General features: G+C 72.9%; 12 protein-coding genes. All 12 read left to right on the top strand.

From position 1 onward, the window contains the following. Window positions 1-75 precede the first annotated feature (75 nt). Window positions 76-1368, top strand: a complete 1293-nt coding sequence (locus KME80_RS07280; protein WP_219501749.1) for an extracellular solute-binding protein — start codon at window positions 76-78, stop codon at window positions 1366-1368. A 23-nt stretch (window positions 1369-1391) separates the two neighbouring features. Continuing rightward, window positions 1392-2372, top strand: coding sequence for a carbohydrate ABC transporter permease (locus KME80_RS07275; RefSeq protein ID WP_308125647.1), 981 nt, complete (start codon window positions 1392-1394; stop codon window positions 2370-2372). Further along, window positions 2369-3235 (top strand): sugar ABC transporter permease, encoded by an 867-nt coding sequence (locus tag KME80_RS07270; RefSeq protein ID WP_219501744.1) that lies wholly within the window; start codon window positions 2369-2371, stop codon window positions 3233-3235. Before KME80_RS07275 ends, KME80_RS07270 begins: the two co-directional genes overlap by 4 nt. A 49-nt stretch (window positions 3236-3284) precedes the next feature. Beyond that, entirely contained in the window at window positions 3285-4856 is a 1572-nt protein-coding gene (locus KME80_RS07265; RefSeq protein ID WP_219501742.1) for a glycoside hydrolase family 13 protein, read from the top strand. Then, a complete protein-coding gene (locus KME80_RS07260) occupies window positions 4850-5890 on the top strand; it encodes a LacI family DNA-binding transcriptional regulator (RefSeq protein ID WP_308125646.1) in 1041 nt (346 codons plus the stop codon). Before KME80_RS07265 ends, KME80_RS07260 begins: the two co-directional genes overlap by 7 nt. 25 nt (window positions 5891-5915) lie before the next feature. Then, window positions 5916-8429: an AMP-binding protein gene (locus KME80_RS07255; RefSeq protein WP_219501738.1), complete on the top strand. Its 2514-nt coding sequence runs from the start codon at window positions 5916-5918 to the stop codon at window positions 8427-8429. 63 nt (window positions 8430-8492) lie between these two features. Further along, window positions 8493-11561, top strand: a complete 3069-nt coding sequence (locus tag KME80_RS07250) for a non-ribosomal peptide synthetase (RefSeq protein WP_246644272.1) — start codon at window positions 8493-8495, stop codon at window positions 11559-11561. A 3-nt stretch (window positions 11562-11564) separates the two neighbouring features. Then, window positions 11565-12539: a hypothetical protein gene (locus KME80_RS07245; protein WP_219501734.1), complete on the top strand. Its 975-nt coding sequence runs from the start codon at window positions 11565-11567 to the stop codon at window positions 12537-12539. A gap of 34 nt (window positions 12540-12573) precedes the next feature. Continuing rightward, the gene (locus tag KME80_RS07240) at window positions 12574-14163 is read left to right on the top strand and encodes a condensation domain-containing protein (protein WP_219501732.1); all 1590 of its coding nucleotides are present in this window, start codon (window positions 12574-12576) and stop codon (window positions 14161-14163) included. Beyond that, window positions 14153-20392 (top strand): non-ribosomal peptide synthetase, encoded by a 6240-nt coding sequence (locus KME80_RS07235; RefSeq protein WP_219501730.1) that lies wholly within the window; start codon window positions 14153-14155, stop codon window positions 20390-20392. Before KME80_RS07240 ends, KME80_RS07235 begins: the two co-directional genes overlap by 11 nt. Next, window positions 20389-20559 carry an MbtH family protein gene (locus tag KME80_RS07230; protein WP_020544413.1) on the top strand — a complete coding sequence of 57 codons (171 nt, stop codon included), beginning with the start codon at window positions 20389-20391 and terminating at the stop codon, window positions 20557-20559. Before KME80_RS07235 ends, KME80_RS07230 begins: the two co-directional genes overlap by 4 nt. Beyond that, the gene (locus KME80_RS07225) at window positions 20556-25907 is read left to right on the top strand and encodes a non-ribosomal peptide synthetase/MFS transporter (RefSeq protein ID WP_219501729.1); all 5352 of its coding nucleotides are present in this window, start codon (window positions 20556-20558) and stop codon (window positions 25905-25907) included. The genes KME80_RS07230 and KME80_RS07225 overlap by 4 nt, the downstream gene beginning before the upstream one ends. The last annotated feature ends 39 nt before the right edge of the window (window positions 25908-25946 follow it).

Raw genomic sequence — 25946 nt, 5'->3', positions numbered from 1 at the left:
TCCTCACTTCCCAGGACCCCGGCGGCGAGGACCGCGAGGTGTGTCCTCTATCTGGCCTGAATCGAGGAGACAGAGATGCGGCAAGCCCTTTCAGCCGTGACGGTGGTCGCGGCGCTCGCGCTCGCGGTCAGCGCGTGCGGCGGTGGCGGCACCACGTCCTCGGCGGCGCCGTCCAGCGCGGCCCCCGCGGACCCGACCCAGATCAGTGGCGAGATCACCTGGTGGGACACCGTCCGTCCCGACAGTGAGGGCCCGACCTTCCAGAAGCTGATCAAGGAGTTCGAGGCCAAGTACCCGAAGATCAAGGTCAAGTACGTCAACGTCCCCTCCGACCAGGCGCAGAACCAGTTCCAGACCGCCGCCCAGGCCGGCACGGGCGCTCCTGACGTGATCCGTTCCGAGGTCGCCTGGACGTCGCAGTTCGCCGAGCTGGGCTACCTGCAACCGCTGGACGGCACCCGGGCGATCGACAACGAGGCCGACTACCTGCCGGGTCCCCTGAGCAGCACCAAGTACAACGGCAAGACGTGGGCGGTGCCGCAGGTCACCGACACGCTCGCGCTGCTGTACAACAAGCGGCTGCTGAAGGAGGCCGGTCACGACGAGGCCCCCAAGACGATGGCGGAGCTCAAGCAGACCGCCCTGGACGTCAAGGCCAAGACCGGCGCCAACGGCCTGGCGCTGAACGTGGACGGCTACTTCCTGCTGCCGTTCATCTACGGCGAGGGCGGCGACCTCCTGGACGTCCAGAACAAGAAGGTCGTGGTTAACTCGCCGCAGAACGTCAAGGCGATGACCGAGCTGCAGGACCTCATCACGTCGGGCGCGGCGGCCAAGCCGGCGCTGCAGGACAGCTACGCCAACGCGATGACCGCGCTCAAGGACGGCAAGACCGCGATGATCTACAACGGCCCGTGGTCGCTGTCGGAGGTCTACCAGGGCAAGGAGTTCAAGGACAAGGAGAACCTCGGCATCGCCCCCGTGCCCGCCGGCTCCGCCCGCGCCGGAGCGCCGACCGGCGGCTGGAACCTGGCCGTCTACGCCGGTTCGAAGAACATCGAGGCGTCGTACGAGTTCCTGCGCTTCATGAGCTCCTCCGCCTCGCTGGCCACCGTCTCCAGCGAGCTGGGCCTGCTGCCGACCCGTTCCTCGAGCTTCGACGACCCGAGGGTCAAGGCCAATCAGGACGTCGCGGTCTTCAAGCCGATCCTGGACACTGCGGTGCCGCGCCCCTGGATCCCGGAGGGCGGCCAGCTCTTCCAGCCTCTGCTCGAAGCCTTCCAGGGGCTCGTCGGCGGAGCCAAGCCTGAGGAGACCCTGAGCAAGACTGAGCAGCAGTTCCAGCAGATCATGAAGGCCTGGAGCTGAGCGTGGCGGTCTCGACCGGACGTGTGAGAAGCACGCCCAGCACCGGCGCCCATCACGGCCGGCGCCGAGGCGGTCGCTCCCAGGGCCCGCTGCGGCGGGCCCTGGGGCGGCACTGGTACGCCTGGGCCATGGTCGCGCCGGTGCTGATCGTCATCGGCGTACTGATCGGCTGGCCACTGCTGCGCGGCGTCTACCTGTCCCTGACCGACGCCACCGAAGCCAACGTCGGCCGCACGATCGGCGTCAACGTCATCCCGGCCAGCTACGAGTTCGTCGGACTGGGCAACTACCTCGACATCCTGACCAGCAGCCTGTTCTGGGACAAGCTCACCTGGACGGTGATCTGGACGGTGTCCTGCGTCGGCCTGCACTACGGCCTCGGCCTGGGCCTGGCCATGCTGCTGCACCGCCGGATGCGCTTCCGCTCGGTCTACCGCATGCTGCTGATCCTGCCGTGGGCGATCCCCGGCTTCGTGGCCGCCTTCATCTGGCGCTACCTGTTCAACAGCGAGTTCGGCGTCATCAACGCGATGCTGAAGGCCGCCGGCCTCGGCACGGTCGGCTGGCTCGACGATCCGACCACCGCCAAGCTGGCCGTCATCGCGGTCAACGTGTGGGTCGGGGTGCCGTTCATGATGGTCGCCCTGCTGGGCGGCCTGCAGGCGATCCCGTCCGATCTCTACGAAGCCGCGGCGGTCGACGGCGCGACCCCCTGGCAGCGCTTCCGGCACATCACGCTGCCGATGCTGCGGCCGGTGTCGGCGACGGTCGTCCTGCTCGGCACGATCTGGACGTTCAACATGTTCCCCGTGATCTTCCTCATCACCCGGGGCGGCCCCGGCAGTGACACGGAGATCCTCGTCACCTACGCCTTCAGGGAGGCGTTCACGGGGGTCCGCAACTACTCCGGCTCGGCCGCGTGGGGCGTGATCATCCTGGCTCTGCTCATCGTGCTGGCCAGTGTCTACCGGCGCGCGCTGCGCAGGCAAGGGGAGGTCTGGTGAGTACCGTGAACACCCGCCCGGTCGCCGGTCGTGGTGACAGGCGCGGCCCTCTCGCCTCCGTGCTGCTGCACGCCACCTTGATCGCGGCCAGCGTCGTCTCGCTGTTCCCGGTCGTCTGGCTGGTGCTGACGTCGCTGAAGCCGCGCGACGGCTGGCTGTCGGCCGAGCTGGAGCTGTTCAACCAGCCGTCGCTGACGAACTACTCCCGGGTGTTCAGCGAGACCGAGTTCCCCGTCTGGCTGCTCAACTCGGTGGTGGCCGCGGGCCTGACCACCGTGCTCGGCGTCTTCCTCGCCTCGACCACCGGGTACGCGCTCAGCCGGTTCTCCTTCCCGGGCCGGCGCGGGATCATGTGGCTGCTGCTGATCACCCAGATGTTCCCCGTCGCCATCCTCATCGTCCCGCTGTACAACCTGATGGCGGCGCTCGGGCTGCTCAACCAGATCCCAGGGCTGATCGTCGCGTACATGACGATCGCGGTGCCGTTCTGCGCCTGGATGATGAAGAGCTACTTCGACTCCATCCCGCGGGAGATCGATCAGGCCGGGCTGATCGACGGCCTGACGCCGTTCGGCACGTTCTGGCGCGTCATCTTGCCGCTGGCCCGGCCGAGCCTCGCCGTCACCGCGTTCTACTGCTTCATGACCGCGTGGGGCGAGGTGGCGTACGCGACGGTCTTCATGTCGCAGGAGGACAAGCGCACCCTCGGCGTCGGCCTGCAGCAGTTCGTCGGCCAGCACTGGTCCGACTGGGGCTTGCTGACCGCCTCCGCCGTGCTCATCGCGGTCCCCGCAGCGGCGGTCTTCCTGGTCGTCCAGCGCCATCTCGTGGCCGGCCTGACCAGCGGCGCCACCAAGTCATGAGGCGGGCCGCGAACCTTCCCTCCAGCCATCCGACCGATCGGGGAGACACATGACCGAACTGGCCGAGGACGCCGCGCGGACGGCCGCCGCCACCCGCTGGTGGCGGGACGCGGTGATCTACCAGGTGTACGTGCGCAGCTTCGCCGACAGCGACGGTGACGGGGTCGGCGACCTGCCGGGCGTGCGCAGCCGGCTGCCCTACCTGGCGGACCTGGGCGTGGACGCCCTCTGGCTGACCCCGTTCTACCCCTCGCCCATGGCCGACTTCGGCTACGACGTCGCCGACTACCGGGACGTCGACCCGCTGTTCGGCACGCTCGCCGACGCCCGCGAGCTGATCGCCGACGCGCACGCGCACGGCCTGCGCGTCATCGTCGACGTGGTGCCGAACCACACCTCCGACCGGCATCCATGGTTCGCTCGGGCCCTCGGGGGCGGCCCCGACCGCGATCGCTACATCTTCAGGGACGGCCGAGGGGTGAGCGGCGAGCTGCCGCCGAACGACTGGGAGTCCGTCTTCGGCGGCCCCGCCTGGACCCGGGTGGAAGACGGCCAGTGGTACCTCCACCTGTTCGCCCCCGAGCAGCCGGACCTGAACTGGGAGCACCCGGAGGTGCACGCCGAGTTCGAGGACGTGCTCCGCTTCTGGCTCGACCTCGGCGTGGACGGCTTCCGCGTCGACGTCGCCCACGGCATGGTCAAGGCGCCCGGGCTGCCGGACGTCGGGCGCACCGGACAAGTCGAGATGATCGGCACCGCCGTCGTGCCGTTCTTCGACCAGGACGGCGTGCACGACATCCACCGCGCCTGGCGGCGTATCCTCGACTCCTACCCGGGAGAGCGGATCGGCGTGGCCGAGGCATGGGCGCCCACCGCCGAGCGGCTGGCCGGCTACATCCGCCCGGACGAGCTGCACCAGGCGTTCAACTTCCACTTCCTGAAAACCCCCTGGGACGCCGCGCGGCTGCGCGCGGTCATCGACGAATCGCTGCACACCGCCGCGCTCGTCGGCGCGCCCTCGACCTGGGTGCTGTCCAACCACGACGTCAAACGGCACGTCACCCGCTACGGCGGCGGCGAACGGGGGCTGCGCCGGGCCCGCGCCGCGGCCCTGCTCGCGCTGGCGCTGCCCGGCTCCGCCTACGTCTACCAGGGAGAGGAGTTGGGCCTGCCCGAGGTACTCGACCTGCCGGAGGAGTGCCTGCGCGACCCCCAGCGGCTGCGCGACCCCGACAGCGGTCGGGACGGTTGCCGCGTGCCCGTTCCCTGGACGCGAGAGTCCGGTTGGAACGACCCGTGGCTGCCCATACCCGAGGAGTGGGCAGGGCTGAGCGTCGAGGCCCAGCTGGACGACCCCGACTCGACCCTGGAGCTGTACCGGACGGCGCTGCGGCTGCGTCGCGAGTGCGCCGAGCTCGGTGACGGCGACCTCACCTGGCTCGACGCGCCGTTCGGGACGCTCGCCTTCACCCGCGGCGACGGATTCACCTGCGTCGTCAACCTCAACGACCACGAGGTGGAGCCACGCGTCGAGGGCGAGCTGCTGCTGGCCAGCGCCCCGCTGATCGACGGCGCGCTCCCGCCCGACTCGGCCGCCTGGTGGAGGCGGCCCTCGTGGTAGCCGCGGCCGGGAACGGGACGCCCCGGCTCATCGACATCGCCGCGCTCGCGGGGGTGAGCGAGGCGACGGTCAGCCGGGTGCTGAACGGCCGGCCAGGAGTGTCGGACCAGACCCGGCGGTCCGTGCTGACCGCGCTCGACCTCGCGGGGTACGAGCGGCCGGCGCGGATCAAGCAGCGCAGCCGCGGGCTCGTGGGCCTGGTGACGCCCGAGCTGGACAACCCGATCTTCCCGGCCTTCGGGCAGGCGATCGAGAAGGCGCTCACCCAGCACGGTTACACGCCGGTGCTGTGCACGCAGCTGCCCGGCGGCGCCCCCGAGGACGAGTTCACCGAATTGCTCCTCGAATGCGGCGTCAACGGAATGATCTTCGTGTCGGGGCTGCACGCGGACACGACCGCGCGTGCCGACCGCTACACCAGGCTGGTGGCGCAGAGCGTGCCGATCGTCCTGCTGAACGGGTACGCCGCCGACGTCGAGGCGACATTCCTGTCCACCGACGACCGATTAGCGGCCCGGCTCGCCGTCCAGCACCTGCACGACCTCGGGCACGTGCGGATCGGGCTGGCCGTCGGCCAGGCCAGGTTCGTGCCCGTGGTCAGGAAGGTCGAGGGCTACCGGCAGGCCATGGCGACACTCGGACTCGGCGGGGCCGACGAGTCGCTGATCGCCCACTCGCTCTTCTCCGTCGAAGGCGGGCAGGCGGCCGCGTCCCAGCTCCTGGACCGCGGCTGCACAGGACTGGTCTGCGCGAGCGACCTCATGGCGATCGGTGCGATCAGGGCCTGCAAGGAGCGCGGGCTCGACGTGCCGCGCGACGTGTCGGTGGTCGGCTACGACGACTCCACGCTCATCGCCTACACCGATCCGCCGCTGACGACGATGCGCCAGCCGGTGCAGGTCATGGCGACCGCGGCGGTCGACGCGCTCCTGGAACTGATCGCCGGGGGACCGTACCGGCACCAGGAACTGATGTTCCGGCCGGAGCTCATCGTCCGCGCCTCGACCGGCTCAGGGCCCAACATCATCCGTTGACCGAAGGAAGAAGGGAGGCGGCGGTGTGAATGCCGAGCAGACCATCCCGGGGCTGTTACAGGCCCGCGCCGAGGCCGAGCCGGGCAGCGCGGCCGTCGTCGTGGACGGCCGGCGCGAGCTGACCTTCGGTGGATGGGCGTCACGCTCCAACGCCGTGGCGCGCGGCCTGCTGGATCTGGGGCTGCGGCCCGGCGACCGGGTGGGGCTGCGCTTCGGGGGAACCGGGTGGATCGACTACGCCGTGGCCTACTGCGGGGTGCAGAAGGCGGGCGGGGTCGCCGTCCCCCTGGCCGCGGCGCAACCCCCGCGCGTCACGGACGACATCCTCGACCGGTGCGGCGCCGTCGGCGTTGTGCAGGAGGACACCGGCTGTGCGGCCGGGCCGGGCCGATGGGCGGCCACGATCGAGGAGGTCGAGTCCGCCGACGACGCGCCGCCCGGCGTCGAGGTGCGTCCCTCCCAGCTCGCGCAGATCGTCTACACGTCGGGGACGACCGGCGATCCCAAGGGCGTGGCCGCCAGCCACGCCAACCTCACGTACGGGCGCCACCCGATGCCGCGCCGCCGCGCGTACGCGCACTCCCGGCACTTCCTGCACGCCTTCCCCATCGGCACGAACGCGGCCCAGATGATGCTGATGGACGCCCTCACCGCGTACCCGGCGGCGCTGGCGCTGCCGCGGTTCGACGCCGCGGAGTTCTGCCGGCTCGTCGAGGCGTACCGGGTGGGGACCGTGTTCCTGGTGCCGTCCATGGCGATCGAGCTGCTCGGCTCGGCCGCCAGGCGACGCCAGGACCTGTCGAGCGTCGTGCTCGTCGGCTCCTCGGCCGCCGCCCTGCCGCCCGCTCTGGCGCAGGACCTGGCCGCGGCCTTCCCCGGCGCCGTCCTGGTCAACACCTACACCTCCACCGAGGCGATGCCGGCCGGGACCACGATGGTCCTGGACCCCGAGCGGCCGGGGTCGCTGGGCAGGGCGAGCGACCCGGGCGACCTCGTGATCCGCGACTCCGGCGGGCGTGTCCTGCCGCCGGGCGAGGTGGGCGAGGTCTGGCTGCGCTGCCCGGCGCCGCCGCGCTCGTACTTCGCAGACCCCGGCGGCAGCGCCGCCGTGTTCAGGGACGGCTGGGTGCGCATGGGGGACGTCGGCCACCTGGACGACGCCGGATACCTCTATCTCGCCGACCGCGCGGGCGACGTCATCAAGTCGGGCGCGCTCAAGGTCTCGACGCTGCGTGTCGAGGCCGCTCTGCACGAGCACCCGCTCGTGGCGGAGGCGGCGGCCGTCGGGGTTCCCCATCCCGTGATGGGCGAGGTCCCGTCGGCGGCCGTACGGCTTCGGGGGCACGTACGGCTGGAGGAGCTGCGCGACTTCCTCACCACGCGCCTGGCCAGGCACGAGCTGCCGACCAGGATCGCGGTGGTGGACGACTTCGCGCGCAACGAGGCGGGCAAGGTGCTCAAACCAGCCGTGCGCGCCCTGTTCACCGGCGCTTCCACGCGGGTGCCGTTGACGGCGGCGCAACTCGCCGACCTGGCCGGCGACCCTTCGCCGCACGAGTCGGCGCTGCGCGTGCACGATCCCCTCGACCTGGCCGCGCTCCGCCGCGCGCTGGCCGATCTCGCCGCCCGGCACGACGCCTTGCGCATGACGTTCCCCGGCGGGGGCGTCGCCGAGATCGCCGACGGTCTCGCCCCTGACCTGGAACGGGTGGAGGGAGGGACGGCGGCCCTCACCGGAGCGCTCCGAGCCGCCTTCGACGCCAGGCGCGGGCCGCTGCTGCGCGCCGTGGTCGCCGAGACGCCGGACGGCGGGCGCCTGCTCGGGCTCGCCGCGTATCCCCTGGTGTGCGACGCCTGGTCACTCGACCTGCTCGTCCAGGAGCTCGGCATCCTGTACGGCGCCGCGTACCACGGCAGGCCGGCCGGCCTGCCGCCGGTGGAGACGACGTACGCCGGCTTCGTCACCGCCGCCCACGCCGGGTCAGGTGCTCCGACGCCCGTCACCCGGCCGGGCCCGGTCTTCGACACCGGGCCGGCGGAATGGGTTCCCGTGGTGATCGCCGCCGGGACGGTCGGCAGGCTGCGTCGCGCCGCACGGGCCAGGGGCACTGCTCCGGGCAGCCTGGCGCTCGTGGCGTGGGCGTCCGCGCTCGCCGAAGAGCATGGCTCCGCGTGCGTGCTCGTCCGCTCGCCGGGGCGTACCACCCCGGGCGCCGCCGGATTGGTCGGTCCCTTGGGCGTGGACATCCCCGGCCTTCCTGAGCAGGTCGTCGAAGCGGCCGACGCCGAGGCTCATCGGTTCCGGCCCGTGCCCCCGCACGCCGGACGGTTCACCTTCGAAGGACTGCGGCCCGAGCCTGACCTGCCCGGACTGCGGACCGAGCCGCTGCCGCTCCCCGCGCCCACGCCTCCGCACGGGCCCCCCCGGCTCACCTTGACCGCGCAGCCCGACGGCAGCCTGTCCGGCCACTGCGAAGGGCGTTCGGCGGCGCGGGCGGCCGAGTCCTTCACCCACCACCTGGGCCTGCTCCTCTCGTGAGCACCCCCTGAAACACCGCACCTCGTGATCGGAAGTGAAACCTCAGCGATGGCCATTCCCACGATGACCGATCATCCGCGCATCCGGGCCTCCCTCGCCCAGCAGGGCATCTGGTTCAACGAACGCCTCGGCGGCCTCGGAACCGTCTACTCCATGCCGTTCTCGGTCCTCTTCACCGGGCCGCTCGACGTGGCGGCGCTCGATGCCGCCTGCACGGCGCTGGTCCGCAGGCATCCCTTACTGGCCGCCGTCGTCGCCGAGGACAGAGGGGAACCGTACCTCGTCGAGTCGGCACGGCCGCCCCGGCTCGCGGTCGTGGAGGTCGCCGGGCGCGAGCCGGACGAACTGGTCCGCGCCGAGCTCCTGCGCCCGTTCGACCTGCGCACCGGCCCACTGGTACGGCTCACGCTCCTCGTCGAAGGGCCGGAACGGGCCCTGCTCCTCGTCGTGGCCCACCACCTGGTCTTCGACGGGGAGTCCACCTCGGTCTTCCTCGACGACCTGGCCGAGCTCTACCGCGCCGAGGTCACCGGCCGGGCGGCGGACCTGCCCGAGGTCCCGTACGACGGGCTGGCGGAGAGGGAGGACACCCGCGTCACGGCCACACTGGCGCAGGCCCGCGACTTCTGGGCGGCGCGCCACCGGGAGCGGACGGAAGTGGTGCTGCCCGGCCTCACCGGGGAAGCGGCGACGGCGGCGAGCGGCGAGTCGGTGGAGTTCACGCTGACCGGCGAGCTGTCGTCGGCGCTCGACCGCCTGGGCCTGGACACCGGCGCGAGCCGGTTCGAGATCCTGCTCGCCACGCTGCACGCCCTGCTTCACCGGTACGGCAACGCGGAGCCGACCGTCGCCGTCGACCTAGGCACCCGCACCGCTGACACCCGCCAACACATTGGCGCCTTCGTCAACGAGTTACCGGTGACCGCCCGGCTCGACGGCTCGTGGAGCTTCCGCAGGTTCCTGCAGGACCAGCGGTTCGCCCACGGGCTGCGCTCCGATCTGCCGGGCCTGTTCCGCGTCCGTGAGGTGCCGCTGTCACGCGCGGTGCGCGACGTGCGGCCCGGGGTGGCGCTCGCCCCCGTGTCGCTCGGCTACCGCAGGCGGGGGGCTGCGCCCTCCTTCGAAGGGGTGCGCGCCGACGTCACGTGGGCGCTGTTCAACCACACCGTGCGCGGCGCCCTGCGGGTACACGTCGTGGACGGGCCCGACAAGTGCGGCGTCATCCTCCAGTACGACCCCGCCACGATGCGCCGCGAGAGCGCGCAGCGGGTCGCCGCCCACTGGCTGCGCCTGCTCGCCGACGTGACCGCCGACCCCGACACGCGGCTGTCGGAGGTGGAGCTGCTCGGCGCCGACGAGACCGAGCCGCTACTCGGCGCCTGGATCGACACGTCCGTCGCCTATCCGTCGGCCACGCTGCCCGAGCTGGTCGTCCGGCAGGCGCGGCACGCCCCCGAGGCGGTGGCGGTCCGCCACGGACCCGGCGCGACGACGTACGCGGAACTGGCCGCCGAGGTGGAGGGGCTGGCCGTACGGCTGCGCGAGGCCGGAGTAGGACCGGGCACGCTCGTGGCCGTCCTCGCCGAGCGGTCGCGGCGTACCCTGGCCGTCCTGCTCGCCGTGCTCAGGGCAGGGGGCGCATATCTGCCGCTCGATCCCGAGCACCCGGCGGACCGGCTCGCCTTCATCCTGGACGACTCCGGCGCCAAGGTCGTCGTGGTCTCCGAAGCTCTGCGCGAGCGGCTGCCCTGCGGCAGTGCCACGACGGTCCTCCTCTCCGACACCCTGGAGCCCGCCGCGGGAGACGCGGGGCCGTGGCCGGAGCCCGACAGCCTCGCCTACGTCATGTACACCTCGGGCTCCACCGGCCGCCCGAAGGGGGTCGAGATCCCGCATCGGGCGCTGGCCAACCTGCTGTGGGCGATGCGCGACCGCCTCGGCTCAAGGAGCGGCGACGTCTGGCTCGCCGCCACGTCCCTGGCCTTCGACATCTCCGCCCTGGAGCTGTACCTGCCGCTGATCACCGGAGGGAGCGTCGTCCTGGCGCCCGACGCCCTGACGAGGGACGGGCGCGCGCTCGCCGCACTGGCCGACACGTACGGCGTCACCCACGTCCAGGCCACGCCCTCAGGGTGGCGGATGCTGCTCGACGGCGGGTTCGACCGCCCGGCGGTGACCGCGCTCGCGGGCGGCGAGCGGCTGACCGCCCCGCTGGCCGCCGAACTGCTGGCCAGGACCGGCCGGCTGATCAACGTGTACGGGCCGACGGAGACCACGATCTGGTCCACCAGCGCCGAGGTGACTCAGGCGGGAGCGGGCGTGCCCATCGGGACGCCCCTGGCCAACACGCGGGTGTACGTCCTGGACGACCGGCTCCGGCTGCGGTCGGTCGGCGTGCCCGGCGAGCTGTGCGTCGCCGGTGACGGCGTCGCGGACGGCTACCGCGGCAGGCCGGAGCTGACCGCAGAACGGTTCGTCGCCGACCCCTTCGGCAAGGGCCTCATGTACCGCACCGGGGACCTCGCGCGTTGGCGCGAGGACGGCATGCTGGAATTCCTCGGACGCCTCGACGATCAGGTCAAGCTGCGCGGCCACCGTATCGAGCCAGGAGAGATCGAGGCCAGGCTGGCCGAGCACCCGTCGATCGCGCACGGGGCGGTGGCGGTGCGCGGTGACAGGCTCGTCGCCTACGCCGTGCTTGCCGCCGGCGCGCCCGGCCTGCCCGCCGGGCTGCGGGAGCACTGTGCGAGGACGCTCCCGCCGTACATGGTGCCGGCCGAGTTCGTGGAGCTGGACGCGCTGCCGCTCACCCCCAACGGCAAGGTGGACCGCGGCGCGCTCCCCGAGCCACCGGCCAGGGACGCGCCGCCGCCCGAGACGGGCGCGCCCGTCGCCGCGCTCACCGGCGCCGCCGCCGTGGTGCACGACATCTGGTGCGACGTGCTCGGCGTGGACCGGGTCGGCCCGCATGACGACCTGTTCGACCTGGGCGGCCACTCGCTGACGATCACGCAGATCGCCGCACGGGTACGCTCCCGGCTCGGTGCCGACCTGCCGCTGCACCTCTACTACGACGACCCCACGATCGCGGGCATCGCCGCCGCCGTCGAGCGGTCGCGCGGGGAGGGCTGAGCGGTGGCGTTGACCGCGGCGCACGTCGCCTGGACGGGTCCCCACCGGGCGGGGCTGCGCAGACACCGCGACAGGGCGCTGGAGAACGGCCCCTACGCGATGCCCGTCGAGGAGATCCTCACCTGCGTGCACGGGATCCGGGCGTGGCGGGCCTTCCACGGCGGCGTCGAGCTGGTGACCGACACACTGGGCGCCAAGTACGCCGCCGAACAGGGGCTGGACGTGCTCTACGACCGCATCGACACCGCCCTCGACGCCCTGGACGAGATCGACGTCGACCCGCTGTTCTACTTTGCCGCCGGCAAGAGTCTTCTGGCGACGCTCCGCCGAGCCCCGTTCGCCGTCATCGACACCGATCTCTACCTGCGCAGCCCCATCGAAGGGCTGGACCGAAGCGGCTTCGTCTTCGCCCACTGGGAGTCGACCGGCAATGCCGTCTACCCGCCGGTCGCCGAGGTGCCCAACCAGAGCGGCGCCGACCTGTCGCGCTGGGTCTTCGACACCCCCGCCGCGAACATGGCGATCTCGGTGTACCTGGACGACGAGCACCGGGCCGCGTACGCGACCGCGTCGATGGAATTCATGACGGGCAACGCCGCGCCGTCGGCGGTCGACCCACTCGTCCGGCAGACGTTCGCCGAACAGCGCCTCGCCCCGGCGGTGGCGCGGGCGCTCGGCATCGACCTGCGCCCGGTGACCGGCAGGTTCTGGATCGTCGAGGCGGAACGGTGGGACGGCCCCCCGCACGCCGGGCTCTTCCACCACACCTGGCACCACAAGCGGATCCTGCGCGACCACCCCGAACTGCGGCCCGCCTACTGGCGCTACCTGCTGGAAGACCTGCTGTGGACGTTCCCCGACACCTATGACCTGCTGATGTCCGCGCCTGGGCTGGGGGAGTGCGCGGAGCTGATCCGCCGGACCCGGCGCGACCTGGAGGCCGACGGCCCCAGCCTGCTCGACTGGAGGAAGCGATGACCGCACTGGCGACGGCGCTCGACTGGGGGAAGCGATGACCGCACCGGTCGCGTCGCCGACGCTCGACGTGCTCGGGGGGATCTGGCGCGAGGTGTTGCGCCTTTCGCGCGTCTCGCCTGAGGACAACTTCTTCGCCCTGGGCGGCGACTCCTTCCGCGCCACCAGGCTCGCCGCGCTGGTCGGCGAGCGGTTCGGCGTGCCCGCCACCGCCGCGCTCGCCTTCGACCGGCCCGAACTCGCCGGGCAGGCCCGCTGGATCGACGGCGCGCGGGCCGGTGACGCACCCCTCACCCCGCTGCCGCAGGCCCCGCCGTCGGCCGTCCCGCTCAGCACCCAGCAGGAGGACTTCCTGTACTGGATGTTTGAGCCCCGGCTTCACGGCTCCCAGGACGTGCGCGACATCGGCTCCTGCTGCACCGCGATCAGGATCAGGGACGAGCTGGACGTGCCGCTGCTCACCCGTGCGCTGAACGCGCTCGTGGCCCGCCACGAGGCGCTGCGCACCGTGGTCCGGCCCGACGGGACGGTGGAGATCGTCGCCGACCGTCCGCCGCAGGTCGCCGAGGAACGGGCGGCGGACGAGGCCGAGGCCGGCCGCATCGTGTGGCACGAGCGCATGCGCCTCGACGACGCCATCGCCGGCCCGCTGGTGCGAGCCCTCGTCGTCCACATCGGCCAGGACGACGACGCGGACGACCACGTCCTCGTCCTGGCCGTGCACCACTTCGCGTTCGACGGGTTCTCCTTCGGCGTGCTGCTGAGGGAGCTCGCCCTCCTCTACTCCGCGCTGTCCACGGGACACCCCGACCCGCTGCGGCCCCTGCCGATCACCTACACCGACTACTGCCGCTTCGCCCGCGAGCAGTGGCCGGTCAACCAGCCGTACTGGGATCGCGTGCTGGAGGGCGCTCCCACGGACCTGAGCCCGTTCCCGGGGCGCAGGGAGACGAGCCGGTTCTCCCGGCGGCGGCACGCCTTCGAGGTCGAGCACGCGCTGCGCGACCGGCTGGCCGAGATCGCGCGCGAGCGCGGCGCCACCACGTTCATGGCGGTCGCCGCCTGCTGGACCTGGCTGCTGGCCGAGTGGACCGGCCGCACCGACATCGTCGTGATGTCGCCCGTGCCAGGTAGGACGTTGCCCGAGCACGAGACCCTCGTCGGCTGCCTGGTGCAGTCGCTGATCCTGCGCTTCGACGTCTCCGGCCGCCCCGGCTACGCCGAGCTGCTCGACCGGGTGCGGGACGTCGCCGTGGGCGCCGTGGCCCACCAGCTCCACGCGTACCAGGACGCCCGGCTGCGCGTGCCGTTCCCGTCGCGCATCCACTACGAGAGCTTCGGCGCGCCGCACTTCCCCGGCCTGGCGTCCGAGCCGTTCCCGTTCCCGCGCGAGCAGGAGGCGCTGGAATGGTCGGCCAACCCCGGCGAGCTGGACCTGAGCGCCCCCGAGCTCATCGTCGAGGAGCAGCGGGACGGCTCCATGCACTGCGCTGTCGTCTACAACCACCACGGCTATGACCCTGAGACCGCGGCCGAACTGGCCGACGCCTTCCTCCGGTGCGCCCGCGCCGCCGCCGACCGCCCCGGTCATGTCCTTCCTCCGCTCGCGGTGCGCCATGCGGGCTGACGTCTCCTACGTTCAGGAACGGTTGTGGTTCCTGCAGCGGTACGACCCCGCCGACTCCTCCTCGAACCTGTTCATCTCCGAAAGGCTTCGCGGCCAACTCGACGCGGACGCGCTGGAACGGGCCCTGGCCGCGCTGGTGTCGCGACACGAGACGCTGCGTACGCGCTACCCGGCCCGCGACGGTGAACCGGTCGCGGTGCCGGGACCGATCCCCCCGCTGGACCGCCTCGACCTCACCTCCCACCCCGAGGGCGAGCGGGAGCGCCGGGCGGCCGACGCCGTGGCCGAGCGCACCCGGACGCCGTTCGACGTGGCCGAGGGGCCGATCCTGCGGGCCGCGCTCATCCGGCTCGGGGAGCGCGACCACGTGCTGCACCTGGCCGTGCACCACATCGCGGCCGACGGCTGGTCGATCGGACTGCTCACCTCGGAGCTGGCGTCGATCTACACCGAGTTCGTCACCGGCGTGCCCGCCGACCTTCCGCCCCCGCGCGACCACGCCTGGCACGCCGCCGACGAGCGCGCACGCGCCGTGGACGTGGCCGCGCTCGCCTACTGGCGCGAACAGCTGAACGGGGCCCCGGTCCTGAACCTGCCGACCGACCGCCCTCGCCGCGACGGCGGGTCCAGCTCATCGAGCGCGGGCACCGTCGTGCTGCGGCTGCCCGCCGAGCTCGGTCGCGGTATCACCGAACTGGCCACAAGCCGGAGATGCACCGCCTTCATGGCGTTGCTCGCCGCCTACCACCTCCTGCTGGCCCGGCAGACCGGCCAGGACGACGTCTGCGTCGGCTCGGCCGTCTCCACGCGGGACCGGCCGGAGCTGGAGGAGGTCGTCGGCCCGCTCATCAACACCGTCGTCCTCCGGGGCGACCTGACCGGTGACCTGTCCTTCGCCGAGCTTCTCACCCGTACCAGGAGCGCCGTGCTGGGAGCGCTGTCCCGGCGGGACGTGCCGTTCTCCCGCGTGGCCGAGGAAGTCGCCCCCGGCCGCGATGGAGGCCGGAACCCGCTGCTGCGCGCCCAGTTCGGCCTGCACCACGAGAACACCGTCCGACCGGCCCTGCCGAGTCTCACAGCCGAACCGTTCACCGTGGACACGGCCCACGCCCAGGCCGACCTCTCCCTGGAGGTCCACCCGTCGGAGGACGGGCTGGCCGCGAGGTTCGTCTACGACGCCGGGCTGTTCGACCACGACACCGTCGCACGCGTGGCGGCCCGGTTCGAGGCGCTGCTCGGCCAGGTCGTCGCCCATCCCGACACCCCGCTGTCGCGGCTCGACCTGCTCGCCCCCGGAGAGCGGGCGGCGATCCTCGCCAGGGCGGACGGACCCAAGACGTCCCACCCTGACGTCACGCTCGCCGACCTGCTCGGCGGGAAGCCCGGCGCGGTCGCGGCGATCTGCGGGGACGAGCGGATCACCTACGCCGAACTCGACGCCCGCAGCCGCGCGCTGGCCCGGCGGCTGCGCGCCGCTGGCGCCGGGCGGGGCACACTCGTCGCGATCTGCGCGCGACGCTCGATCGACCTGCTCGCCGGGCTCCTCGCGGTGGTCCGGGCCGGGGCCGCCTACCTCCCGCTCGACCCCGGACACCCCGCCGAGCGGCTGGCGTACGTGCTGGCCGACTCGGGTGCGCAGTTGCTGCTCACGCAGCGTGGCCTGAGCACGCGCCTGCCGGGCGACCTCCCGGCGCTGCACCTCGACGAGCTGTGCGGGGAGGAGCCGGAAGAGGAGCCCGGTGAACCGGCTGCCGCCTCCGACCTCGCGTACGTGATCTACACCTCCGGCTCCACCGGCAGGCCCAAGGGCGTCGCCATCAGCCACGGAGCCCTGGCGAACCTGCTGCTGTCGTTCCGCGACCAGCTCGAAGCCGGCCCCGACGACGTGTGGCTGGCCTCCACGTCGCTGTCGTTCGACATCTCGGCCTTGGAACTGTACCTGCCGCTGATCACCGGCGGCACCGTCGTGATCGCCGACGACGAGGGCACCCGCGACGGCTCTCGGCTCGCGGCCCTGGCCGCAGCCACTGGTGTCACTCATCTGCAGGCCACGCCGTCAGGATGGCGCATGCTGCTGGACGCCGGTTTCCACCGGCCCGGCGTCGTCGCGCTCACGGGCGGCGAGGCGCTGCCGGGGCCGCTCGCCACCGAACTGCGGCCCCGTGTCGCGCGACTCTGGAACGTGTACGGACCCACCGAGACCACCATCTGGTCGTCCTGCTGGGAGGTGCCGGCCGGCGTCACCGGAGGCGTCCGAATCGGCCGCGCCATCGCCAACACCCGCCTGTACGTGCTGGACCGACGGCTGGAACCGGTGCCCGACGGCTCCACCGGCGAACTGTTCATCGCCGGTGACGGACTCGCTCGCGGATACCCCGGCCGGCCGGGGCTCACGGCCGAGCGCTTCCTCCCCGACCCCTACGGGCCGCCGGGCACCCGCATGTACCGCACGGGCGACCTGGCCAGATGGCGCGGAGGCGAGGTCGAATGCCTGGGCAGGACCGACGAGCAGGTGAAGCTGCGCGGCCACCGCATCGAGCCGGGCGAGGTGGAGGCGCGGCTGATGGAGCACCCGTCGGTCGCACGTGCGGCGGTCGTGGTGCGCGGCGACCGGCTCGTCGCCTACGTCGTGCCCGCGAGCGCACCCTCACCGCCGGACAGCTCCGGCGCCCCCTCCACACCGGACAGGTCCGGCCTGTCCTTCGCGCCGGACGGGTGCGGCGAGGCGGTGCCGCAGGCACTGGCGGCGCACGCCCGCGCGATGCTGCCGGCGTCCATGGTCCCCGCCGCGTTCGTGCCGGTGCCCGCGCTGCCGCTCACCCCCAACGGCAAGGTGGACCGGGCGGCGCTGCCCGACCCGGACGTCGTACGCGGCGCCCGTCCGCCCGCGACGCCGGCCGAGCGCCTGGTGGCGGAGGTCTTCGCCGAGGTGCTCGGTCTCGACGCCGTGGGCGCCGACGACGGCTTCTTCGACCTCGGCGGCCACTCGCTGCTCGCCTCCCGAGCCGGCGCCCGCCTCACGTGCGCGCTCGGGACCGAGGTGGCGGTACGGGCCCTGTTCGACCATCCCACGGTCGCGGCGCTCGCCGCGGAGCTGGACAAGGGGAACGGCACCGCGGCCGGGCCGGAGGACGACGCACGGGTCCTCCCGCGCCCGCCGGGCACACCGCCGCCGCTGTCGGCGGCCCAGGAGCGCCTTTGGTTCCTGCAGCGGTTCAATCCCGACGACGGCTCCGCCAACATGTACCTGGTCCGGCGGTTGCGTGGGCCGCTCGACCGGGCTGCGCTCGCCCGCGCGGTCGCGGGGGCCCGCGCGCGGCACGAGTCGCTGCGCACCAGCTTCCCCGAGGCCGACGGCGTGCCGATCGCCGTCGTCCACCCCTCGGCGAGACCGGAATGGGAGGACCTCGGCGCCCGCGACGAGGACGAGGCCCGCAGGCTCGTGGCCGCCCGCGTCAACGCGCCGTTCGACCTGGCCGCCGCGCCGCCGCACCGCCTCACCCTCATCCGGCTCGCCGACGACGACCACGTCCTGTGCTGGGTGATCCACCACATCCTGGGCGACGGCTGGTCGCTCAACGTCCTCATGGACGACCTGGTCGGACTGTACGCGGGCCGCCGGCTCACCGAGCCCGTCCTGCAGCACGGGGACGTGGCCGCCTGGCAGCGTGGCAGGGACTTGTCGGCCCCACTGGCGTACTGGCGGCGCAGGCTCGCCGACACGCCGGTGCTCGACCTGCCCACCGACCGGCCCCGGACGTCCGCCGGTGTGCGGCGTGGGGGCCGCGTCCGTGCCCGCCTGCCGGAGGAGACGGTGGTCGGGCTGGAACGGCTGGCCAGGGAGCACGACGCCACCCTGTTCATGGTCCTGCTGACCGCGTACCAGGTACTGCTGGCGCGGCACTGCGGCCAGGACGACGTAGTCGTGGGCACGGTGACCGCCGGACGGGATCGCGTCGAGCTGGAGCCGGTGTTCGGCAACCTCACCCACACCGTGGCCCTGCGCGCCGACCTGCGGGGAGATCCGCCGTTCTGCGACCTCCTGGCCGCCGCCCGGCGGACCGTCACGGACGACCTGACCAGCCGGGAGGTGCCGTACGAGCTGCTCGTCGACGAGTTCGGCATCGGCCGCGACCTCGGCAGGACGCCGCTGTTCCAGACGATGATGATCCTGCACAGCCAGGACACCGGCCCCCACGCTCCCGGCACCCGCTTCGGCGGCCTGGAGGCGGAGCTGTTCGAGGACGGGCACGCCCAGGCCAAACTCGACCTCGCACTCGACGTCTGGCGCGAGCCCGGCGGCCTGTCGCTCGTCCTCACCTACGACGCCGACCTCTTCGACGCGACGACCGTGGAGCGACTGGCCGAGCGGTTCCACCCCCTCTGCCAGGGGATCGTCGCCGACCCCGGCCACCGGATGAGCTCACTGCCCCTGCTGACGCCCGCCGACGACGCCGAGCTGCGCGCCCTGGCCGCAGGCCCCGCACCCGTTCTCGCCGCAGGTCCGGTGCCCGCGCTCATCGCCCGGAGCGCCGCGCGAACCCCTGACGCCGTCGCCCTGCGGTGCGGCGGCGACCTGCTGTCCTACCGACAGCTTGTGACGCGGGCCGACGCGCTGGCCGCCACCCTTCACCGGAGCGGCGTCGGCCGCGGGCACGTCGTCGGAGTGGCGCTGCCGCGTGGCATGGACGCCGTCGTCGCGCTGCTCGGCGTGCTCCGGGCCGGCGCCGCCTACCTGCCGCTCGATCCCGCCGACCCCGCCCCCAGGCGGGAGCGGCTGCTCGCCGACAGCGGCGCCGCGGCCGTGCTCACCCCGGATGACCTGCGGAACCTGTCCGGGCAGGCGCTCGCACAGCCGGAGCCGCACCCGCGTGACGCAGCGTACGTCATCTACACCTCCGGCTCGACCGGCGTCCCTAAGGGCGTGGTGGTCGAGCACGCCGCGCTGGCGGCCCGCATCCGCTGGATGGCCGCCGTGTACGAGCTGGGACCCGGCGACGTCGTCGTGCAGTTCGCCTCGTTCGGCTTCGACGCCCACGTCGAAGAGGTGTACCCGACGCTGGTCTCGGGAGCCACGCTGCTTCTCCTGCCGGACGGCGGCGCCGCCCTGCCCGACCTGCTCGCCTCCCCCGAGGGCAGGGACGTCACCGTGCTCGACCTGCCCACGGCCTACTGGCACCACCTGGTCGACGTCGTGGACGAGGTGGACTGGCCGCCGTCGCTCCGCCTGGTCATCCTCGGCGGGGAGCAGGCGGACGCCGCCGCGGTGTCGAGGTGGAAGCGCCGCTTCCCCGGCGTCCGGCTGGTCAACACCTACGGCCCGACCGAGGCGACGGTCATCGCCACGTCCGCCGACCTGGTGGACGACGGCCTGCGCCCGGCCATCGGCCGGCCGGTGGGCGAGACCACGGTGTGGCTGCTCGGCGAGAGCGGCGAACCGGTGCCGCCGGGCGCCCCCGGCGAGCTGTGCGTAGGAGGCGCGGGAGTGGCGCGCGGCTACGCGGGACGGCCCGCGACGACGGCGGCGGCGTTCACGCCCGACCCGTTCACACCGGGCGGCGGAAGGCTCTATCGCACCGGCGACCGGGCCAGGTGGCGGCGCGACGGCACCCTGGAGTTCCTCGGACGGCTCGACTCCCAGGTCAAGGTGCGCGGCTACCGGATCGAACCGGGCGAGGTCGAGGCCTGCCTGCTCGCGCACCCGGACGTGGGCCAGGCGGCCGTCGCCGCCCGCGGTGACCTGCTGGTCGCGTACGTGGTGGGCCGGGCGACGGCGGAGGAACTGCGCCGCCACGCGGAAGAACGGCTCCCCGCGCACCTGGTGCCGGGCGCCTGGACGCTCCTGGACCGGCTTCCGCTCACCGGGAACGGCAAGGTCGACCGCGCGGCGCTGCCAGATCCCGAGCCCGCCAGGGAACGTTCCTTCGTCGCGCCGCGCACCGACGCCGAGGCGCTGGTCGCCGAGGTCTGGGCGGACCTGCTCGGCGTCGCCGCCGTCGGCGCGTACGACGACTTCTTCCACCTCGGCGGGCACTCGCTGCTCGCCGTCCGCATCGCGGCCAGGCTCAGGGCGGTGATCGGCGTCGAGGTGCCGATCCGGACGCTGTTCACCCGGCGCACGGTGGCGGAGTTCGCCGGCGCGGTCGAGGCACTGCTCCTCGACTCGCTCGCCGGGCTGTCCGACGAGGAGGCGCTGCGCCTGCTCGACCAGAAAGACGAGGAACAGTGACGACGTACCACGTAGTGATCAACGACGAGGAGCAGTACTCCCTCTGGCCCGGCGACCGGACGGTCCCCGAGGGCTGGCGGTGGACCGGTTTCACCGGCGGCAGGGAGGACTGCCTGGCCCACATCGACGAGGTCTGGACGGACATGCGTCCGCTGAGCGCCCGATGACCACACTCGACGACGGGCTGTCCCCGGCCAAGCAGGCGGTGCTGTCCGGGCTGCTGCGCCGTCGCGCCGCCGCCTCGTCCGTTCCGAGGCGGCCTGAGGGCCGGACGCCGCCGCTGTCGCACGCCCAGGAACGCCTGTGGTTCATGGAGCAGTACGCGCCGGGGACCGCCGCCTACACCGTGCCGCTCGGCACCAGGCTCTCCGGCGACCTCGACGCCGAGGCGCTGGCCCGCGCACTGCGGGAGGTCGCCGCCCGGCACGAGAGCCTGCGCACGCGCTTCGTCACCGACGGCGAGGGGCGGCCCGCGGTCGTGATCGAGGACGAGCCCGCGGTGGAGTTCACCGTCGCCGAGTCCGACGAGGCCGGCGCGGCGGAGTTGTGCGCCGCCCAGCTCGCCCGGCCGTTCGACCTGGCGTCGGGGCCGCTCCTGCGCGCCCTTCTTGTCCGGCTCGGCCCGGAGGAGCACGTGCTGCTGCTGACCGCCCACCACGCGGTCATCGATGGCTGGTCGTACGACCTGGTGCTCAGCGAGGCGCTCACCCTGCACGACGCCTTCCGGGCCGGTGAGCCGTCCCCGCTGGAGGAGCCCCCGGTGCAGTACGGCGACTACGCCCTCTGGCAGCGGGCCCAGGAAGAAAGGCAGCAGGAGCCGGCGTACTGGACGCGGCGGCTGTCCGGCGTGCCGGCACTCGACCTGCCCAGCGACTGGCCCAGGCCGGCCGAGCAGACGTTCGCCGGCGCCGGGCTGCGCTTCAAGGTCGGGCAGGAGACAGCCGGACGCGTCGCCGACCTGGCACGCGGCCGAGGGGCGTCCCTGTACATGACCCTGCTGGCCGCCTTCCAGGTGCTGCTGTTCCGCCACTCCGGCCAGCGGGACTTCGCGGTCGGCTCGCCCGTCAGCGGCCGGGAGACGCCGGAGCTGGAACGCACCGTGGGCGTCTTCGTGAACACGCTGGCCATGCGGGCGGACCTCAGCGGCGACCCGCCCTTCACCGAGTTGCTCGACCGGGTGCGCGACGCCACGCTCGACGACTTCGCCCACCAGGGGTTGCCCTTCGACCGGCTCGTCGGCGAACTCAACGTGAAGCGCGACGTCAGCCGCTCGCCGGTGTTCCAGGTCATGTTCGCCCTGCAGAACTTCCAGGCCCCCGCCCGCTGGGCGACCGGGCTGCGCATGGCCGAGTACCGCGTGGACGCCGCCACCACGCGCTTCGACCTCACCCTCTACCTGCGGCAGACCGGCGACGGGCTGGACGGCCACATCGTCTACAACACGGCGCTCTTCCTGCCCGAGACGATGGAATGCCTGGCCGCCCGGTTCGTGGCCCTGCTCGCCGCCGTCGCCGCCGAGCCGTCCACCCGGATCTCCGAGCTGAACCTGCTCGACGCCGCCGAACGGGCCGAGGTGCTGGCGTTCGGCACCGTGCCCTCCCTCCCACGGCCCGAGCGGCGGCTGCTCCACGAGCTGACCGGTGGCCACCCGTCCGCCACGGCGGTGGCCTGCGGCGACACCACCCTCACGTACGGCGAGCTGGAGCGCAGGGCCAACCGGCTGGCCCGGTTCCTGCGACGGCGCGGCGTCGGCAGGGACACGCGGGTGGCGGTGTGCATGGAGCAGTCGGCCGACGTGGCGGTCGCCGTCCTCGGCGTGCTCAAGGCGGGCGGCGCGTACGTGCCGCTCGATCCCGAGCACCCGGCGGGCCGCCTGGCCCACGCCGTGTCCGACTCGGGCGCCCTGGCCGCCGTCGTCACCGAGGGGACGCGGGACCGGCTGCCTCCCGGCCTGCCCACGTTCACCCTGGACGACACCGATGTCGAGGAGGACGGCCCGGTGGACGCGGACGTGCGGCCCGGGGACCTCGCGTATGTGATCTACACCTCCGGGACCACCGGCACCCCCAAGGGGGTCGCGGTCCAGCACCGCGAGGCCGTCACCTACCTCCTCGGCGTCCGCGAGCGGCTGGGCGTCGTGCAGGGGGGCGTGTTCGTGCTGCTCCAGTCGCTGGCCTTCGACTTCGGCGTGACGGTGTTCTACCTGTCGCTGGCGACGGGCGGGACGTTGCACCTGGTGCCCGCCCGCACCTCGGCCCCCGAGCTGGCCAAGACGCTCGCCGGCATCGGCCCGGACTACATGAAGATCACCCCGTCGCATCTGGCGGCGCTGCTGGCCGATGCCCCCGCCGCGGAGCTGCTGCCCAAGCGGCTGCTGATCCTCGGGGGAGAGGCGGCCGGTCAGGCGCTCGCGGACGAGGTGGTGGCGGCCGGACGGTGCGCGGTCGTCAACCACTACGGTCCCACCGAGGCCACCGTGGGCATGACGACCTATGCCGTCGACCCGGCCGGCGCCCATGGCGGCGCGACCCTGCCGATCGGCAGGCCGCTGCCCGGGGCGGTCGTACGCGTCCTGGACGAGCACCTGCGTCCCGTCGGCGTGGGCGTCCCCGGCGAGATCCACCTGGGCGGCGACCGGCTGGCCCGCGGATACCTCGGCAGGCCTGGCCTGACCGCCGATCGGTTCGTCCCCGACCCGTACGGCCCACCGGGGGCGCGGCTGTACCGCACCGGCGACCTCGGCCGCTGGCTCCCCGACGGGAACCTCCAGTTTCTCGGCAGGACCGACCACCAGGTGAAGATCCGCGGCTACCGGGTCGAACTGGGCGAGATCGAGTCGGTGCTCACGACGCTGCCGGGCGTCTCCCAGGCGGTGGCGGAACTCCGGTCGGACCGGCTCGTCGCCTACCTGGCCGGGCCGGAGGCTGGTCCCCGGCCCGGCGCGGCGGACCTCCGTGAGGCCCTGCGGGCGCTGCTGCCCGACTACATGATCCCCAGCCGGTACGTCTGGCTGGACACCCTGCCGCTGAAGGCGCACGGCAAGGTCGACCGGGACGCGCTGCCCGAGCCCGGCCTCGACCGCGAGACCGAGTGGGAACCGCCCGCTACGCCGACGGAGCAGGCGGTGGCCGCCGTCTGGTCGGCCGTGCTCGGCGTGGACGAGGTCGGCGCGGCCGACGACTTCTTCGACCTCGGCGGGCACTCCCTGCTCGCGATGCAGGTCGTCGCCCGGTTGCGCGCCGTCGCCCCGGGTCGGCTGGTCACCATCATGGATCTGTTCCGCCATCCCACCGTCCGCGAGCTGGCCGGGCTCCTGGAACGCGGCGAGGACGGGCCGCGCGTGCTGCTGCACCGGCTCACGCCCGCCCGGCAGGCGACCGGGACCATCGTGTGCGCTCCGTACGGCGGCGGCAGCGCCGTCATCTACAAGCCGCTGGCCGACGCGCTGTCCGCCCGCTGGGCCCTGTACTCCATCGCGGTCCCCGGCCACGAGCTGGGGGAGGAGTCCAGGCCGCTCGACGAGGTCGCGGCCGCGTGCGCCGAGGAGATCCTGGCGAAGGTGGCGGGCCCGCTCGTCCTGTACGGCCACTGCGGGCTCGGCGTCATGCTGACGGTCGAGATCGCCCGCCGACTGGAGGCGGCCGGACGCGAGGTGGACGCCGTCTACCTGGGCGGCACCTTCCCCTTCGCGAGAACCCGGTGGACGGGGGTCACCGAGGCGCTGGAGCGCCTGCGCAGCGACCAGCTGTGGGCCAACGCGCTGCGGGCGGCCGGACTGGAGGTGGACGAGCTGGGACGCGACCAGCTCAAGCTGGTCATCGACAACCGCAGAAAGGGCACCCGGGAGGCGGAGCGCTACTTCACCCGGCTGTTCGAACAGGACGGACGGCCACTACGCGTCCCCATCATCTCGGTCGTGGGCGAGCGCGACCCGGCGACCGAGTTCTACCAGGAACGCTTCCGCGAATGGCACCTGCTGAGCGCCACCACGGCCGTGGCCGTGCTGGACGAGGCGGGCCACTTCTTCCTGCGCTACCGCGCCGCCGAGCTCGCCGAGATCGTCACCCGGACGCACGTCGCCCTCGCCGAGGCCGAGCCCGATCGGCTCGGCCGCACCGAGACCTCCACCTGGTGGCTGCAGGACGCGTCCACGGCGGACGACCCGCCGCCCGAGCACCGAGGACCGCGACCGAGCATGCGTCGCTTCGGCGTCATCGCGGCAGGTCAGCTCGTGTCGATGATCGGCGCCGCGCTGACCGAGTTCGCGATCCCCATCTGGATCTACACCACGACGGGATCCCTGGTGAGCTTCGCGCTGCTCGCGGTGCTCGGACTCGTGCCGGGCATCCTGATCGCGCCGCTGGCCGGAGTCGTGGTGGACCGCTTCGACCGGCGCAGGGTGCTGCTCGCCGCCGACGCGGCGGCGCTGTCCACCCAGCTCATCTTCGGCGCGCTGCTCTGGACCGGGGGACTGACGACCTGGCACGTCTACCCGCTGCTGGCCTGCCTGTCGGTCGCCCTGACGTTCCAGCGTCTGGCGTACACGTCGGCGATACCGCAGCTCGTGCCCAAACGTTTCCTCGGTCATGCCAACGGCGTCGTGCAGATGGCGACGGGCTCGGCGCAGCTTGTCGTGCCCCTCGTCGCGGCCGGGCTGATGGCCGCCATCGGCGTCGAGGGCATCCTCGCCATCGACGTGGCGAGCTACGTCGTGGCGATCGCCGCGGTGATCGTGACGCGTTTCCCCCGGACGATGGCCGCCACGCGCAGGGAACCGATCGTCACCGAGATGCTGAACGGGCTGCGTTACTCCTGGGGCAACCGGGGTTTCCGCGGCATGCTCGGCTTCTTCGCGGTGCTGAACGTCTTCCTCTCGCCGCTCTTCCTGATAATCTCGCCGCTGGTGCTGGCGTTCGCGGGCCTGCCGGACGTGGCGCAGGTGTCGTTCGCCGGGGGCCTCGGCACGCTCGCGGGCGGCCTGGCGATGGCCGTGTGGGGCGGCCCTCGCCGGCGGCGGCTGCGCGGCGTGCTGCTCGCCACCCTCGCCCTGTCGCTCGCCTGCCTGGTCACGGGGCTGCACGCGAACGTGCAGACGATCGCCGTGGGCGCGTTCGGCATGTCGCTGTGCCTCACGCTCGTCAACGGGGTCTACGCCACGATCATCCAGGTCAAGGTGCCGCAGCGGTACCACGGCCGGGTCATCGCGCTCAACACCCTGGTCGCCTGGTCCACCCTCCCGATCGGCTTCGGCCTGGTGGCGCCGTACGGCGCGGCGCTGTTCGAACCGCTGCTGGCCCCAGGCGGACCGCTCGCGGGCACCGTGGGCGCCGTCATCGGCGTCGGCGCCGGACGCGGCATCGGCTTCATGTACGTCTGCTTCGCCGCCGCGATCGCCGTCATCGCGCTGGCCGCCATGCGGGTCCGGGTGCTGGCGAGATTCGACGAGATCGTCCCCGACGCGGTCCCCGACGACCTGATCGGCTACGAGACCGTCGCGGCACGCCGCCGAACCTGACGCGTGGGGACACTCGACGCTGAGAAGACCGGGCTTCCC

Origin of the sequence: Nonomuraea ceibae (assembly GCF_019396325.1) — a bacterium.
GTDB lineage: Bacteria > Actinomycetota > Actinomycetes > Streptosporangiales > Streptosporangiaceae > Nonomuraea > Nonomuraea ceibae.
Note: the sequence above shows the minus strand (reverse complement) of the source record. Positions and strands in the feature narration are given on the sequence as shown.

Bases quoted from the DNA above. Each gene is read 5' to 3' on its own strand.
- KME80_RS07265 (WP_219501742.1), top strand. From the start codon at position 3,285: ATGACCGAACTGGCCGAGGACGCCGCGCGGACGGCCGCCGCCACCCGC.
- KME80_RS07280 (WP_219501749.1), top strand. From the start codon at position 76: ATGCGGCAAGCCCTTTCAGCCGTGACGGTGGTCGCGGCGCTCGCGCTC.
- KME80_RS07240 (WP_219501732.1), top strand. From the start codon at position 12,574: ATGACCGCACCGGTCGCGTCGCCGACGCTCGACGTGCTCGGGGGGATC.
- KME80_RS07235 (WP_219501730.1), top strand. From the start codon at position 14,153: ATGCGGGCTGACGTCTCCTACGTTCAGGAACGGTTGTGGTTCCTGCAG.
- KME80_RS07225 (WP_219501729.1), top strand. From the start codon at position 20,556: ATGACCACACTCGACGACGGGCTGTCCCCGGCCAAGCAGGCGGTGCTG.
- KME80_RS07250 (WP_246644272.1), top strand. From the start codon at position 8,493: ATGACCGATCATCCGCGCATCCGGGCCTCCCTCGCCCAGCAGGGCATC.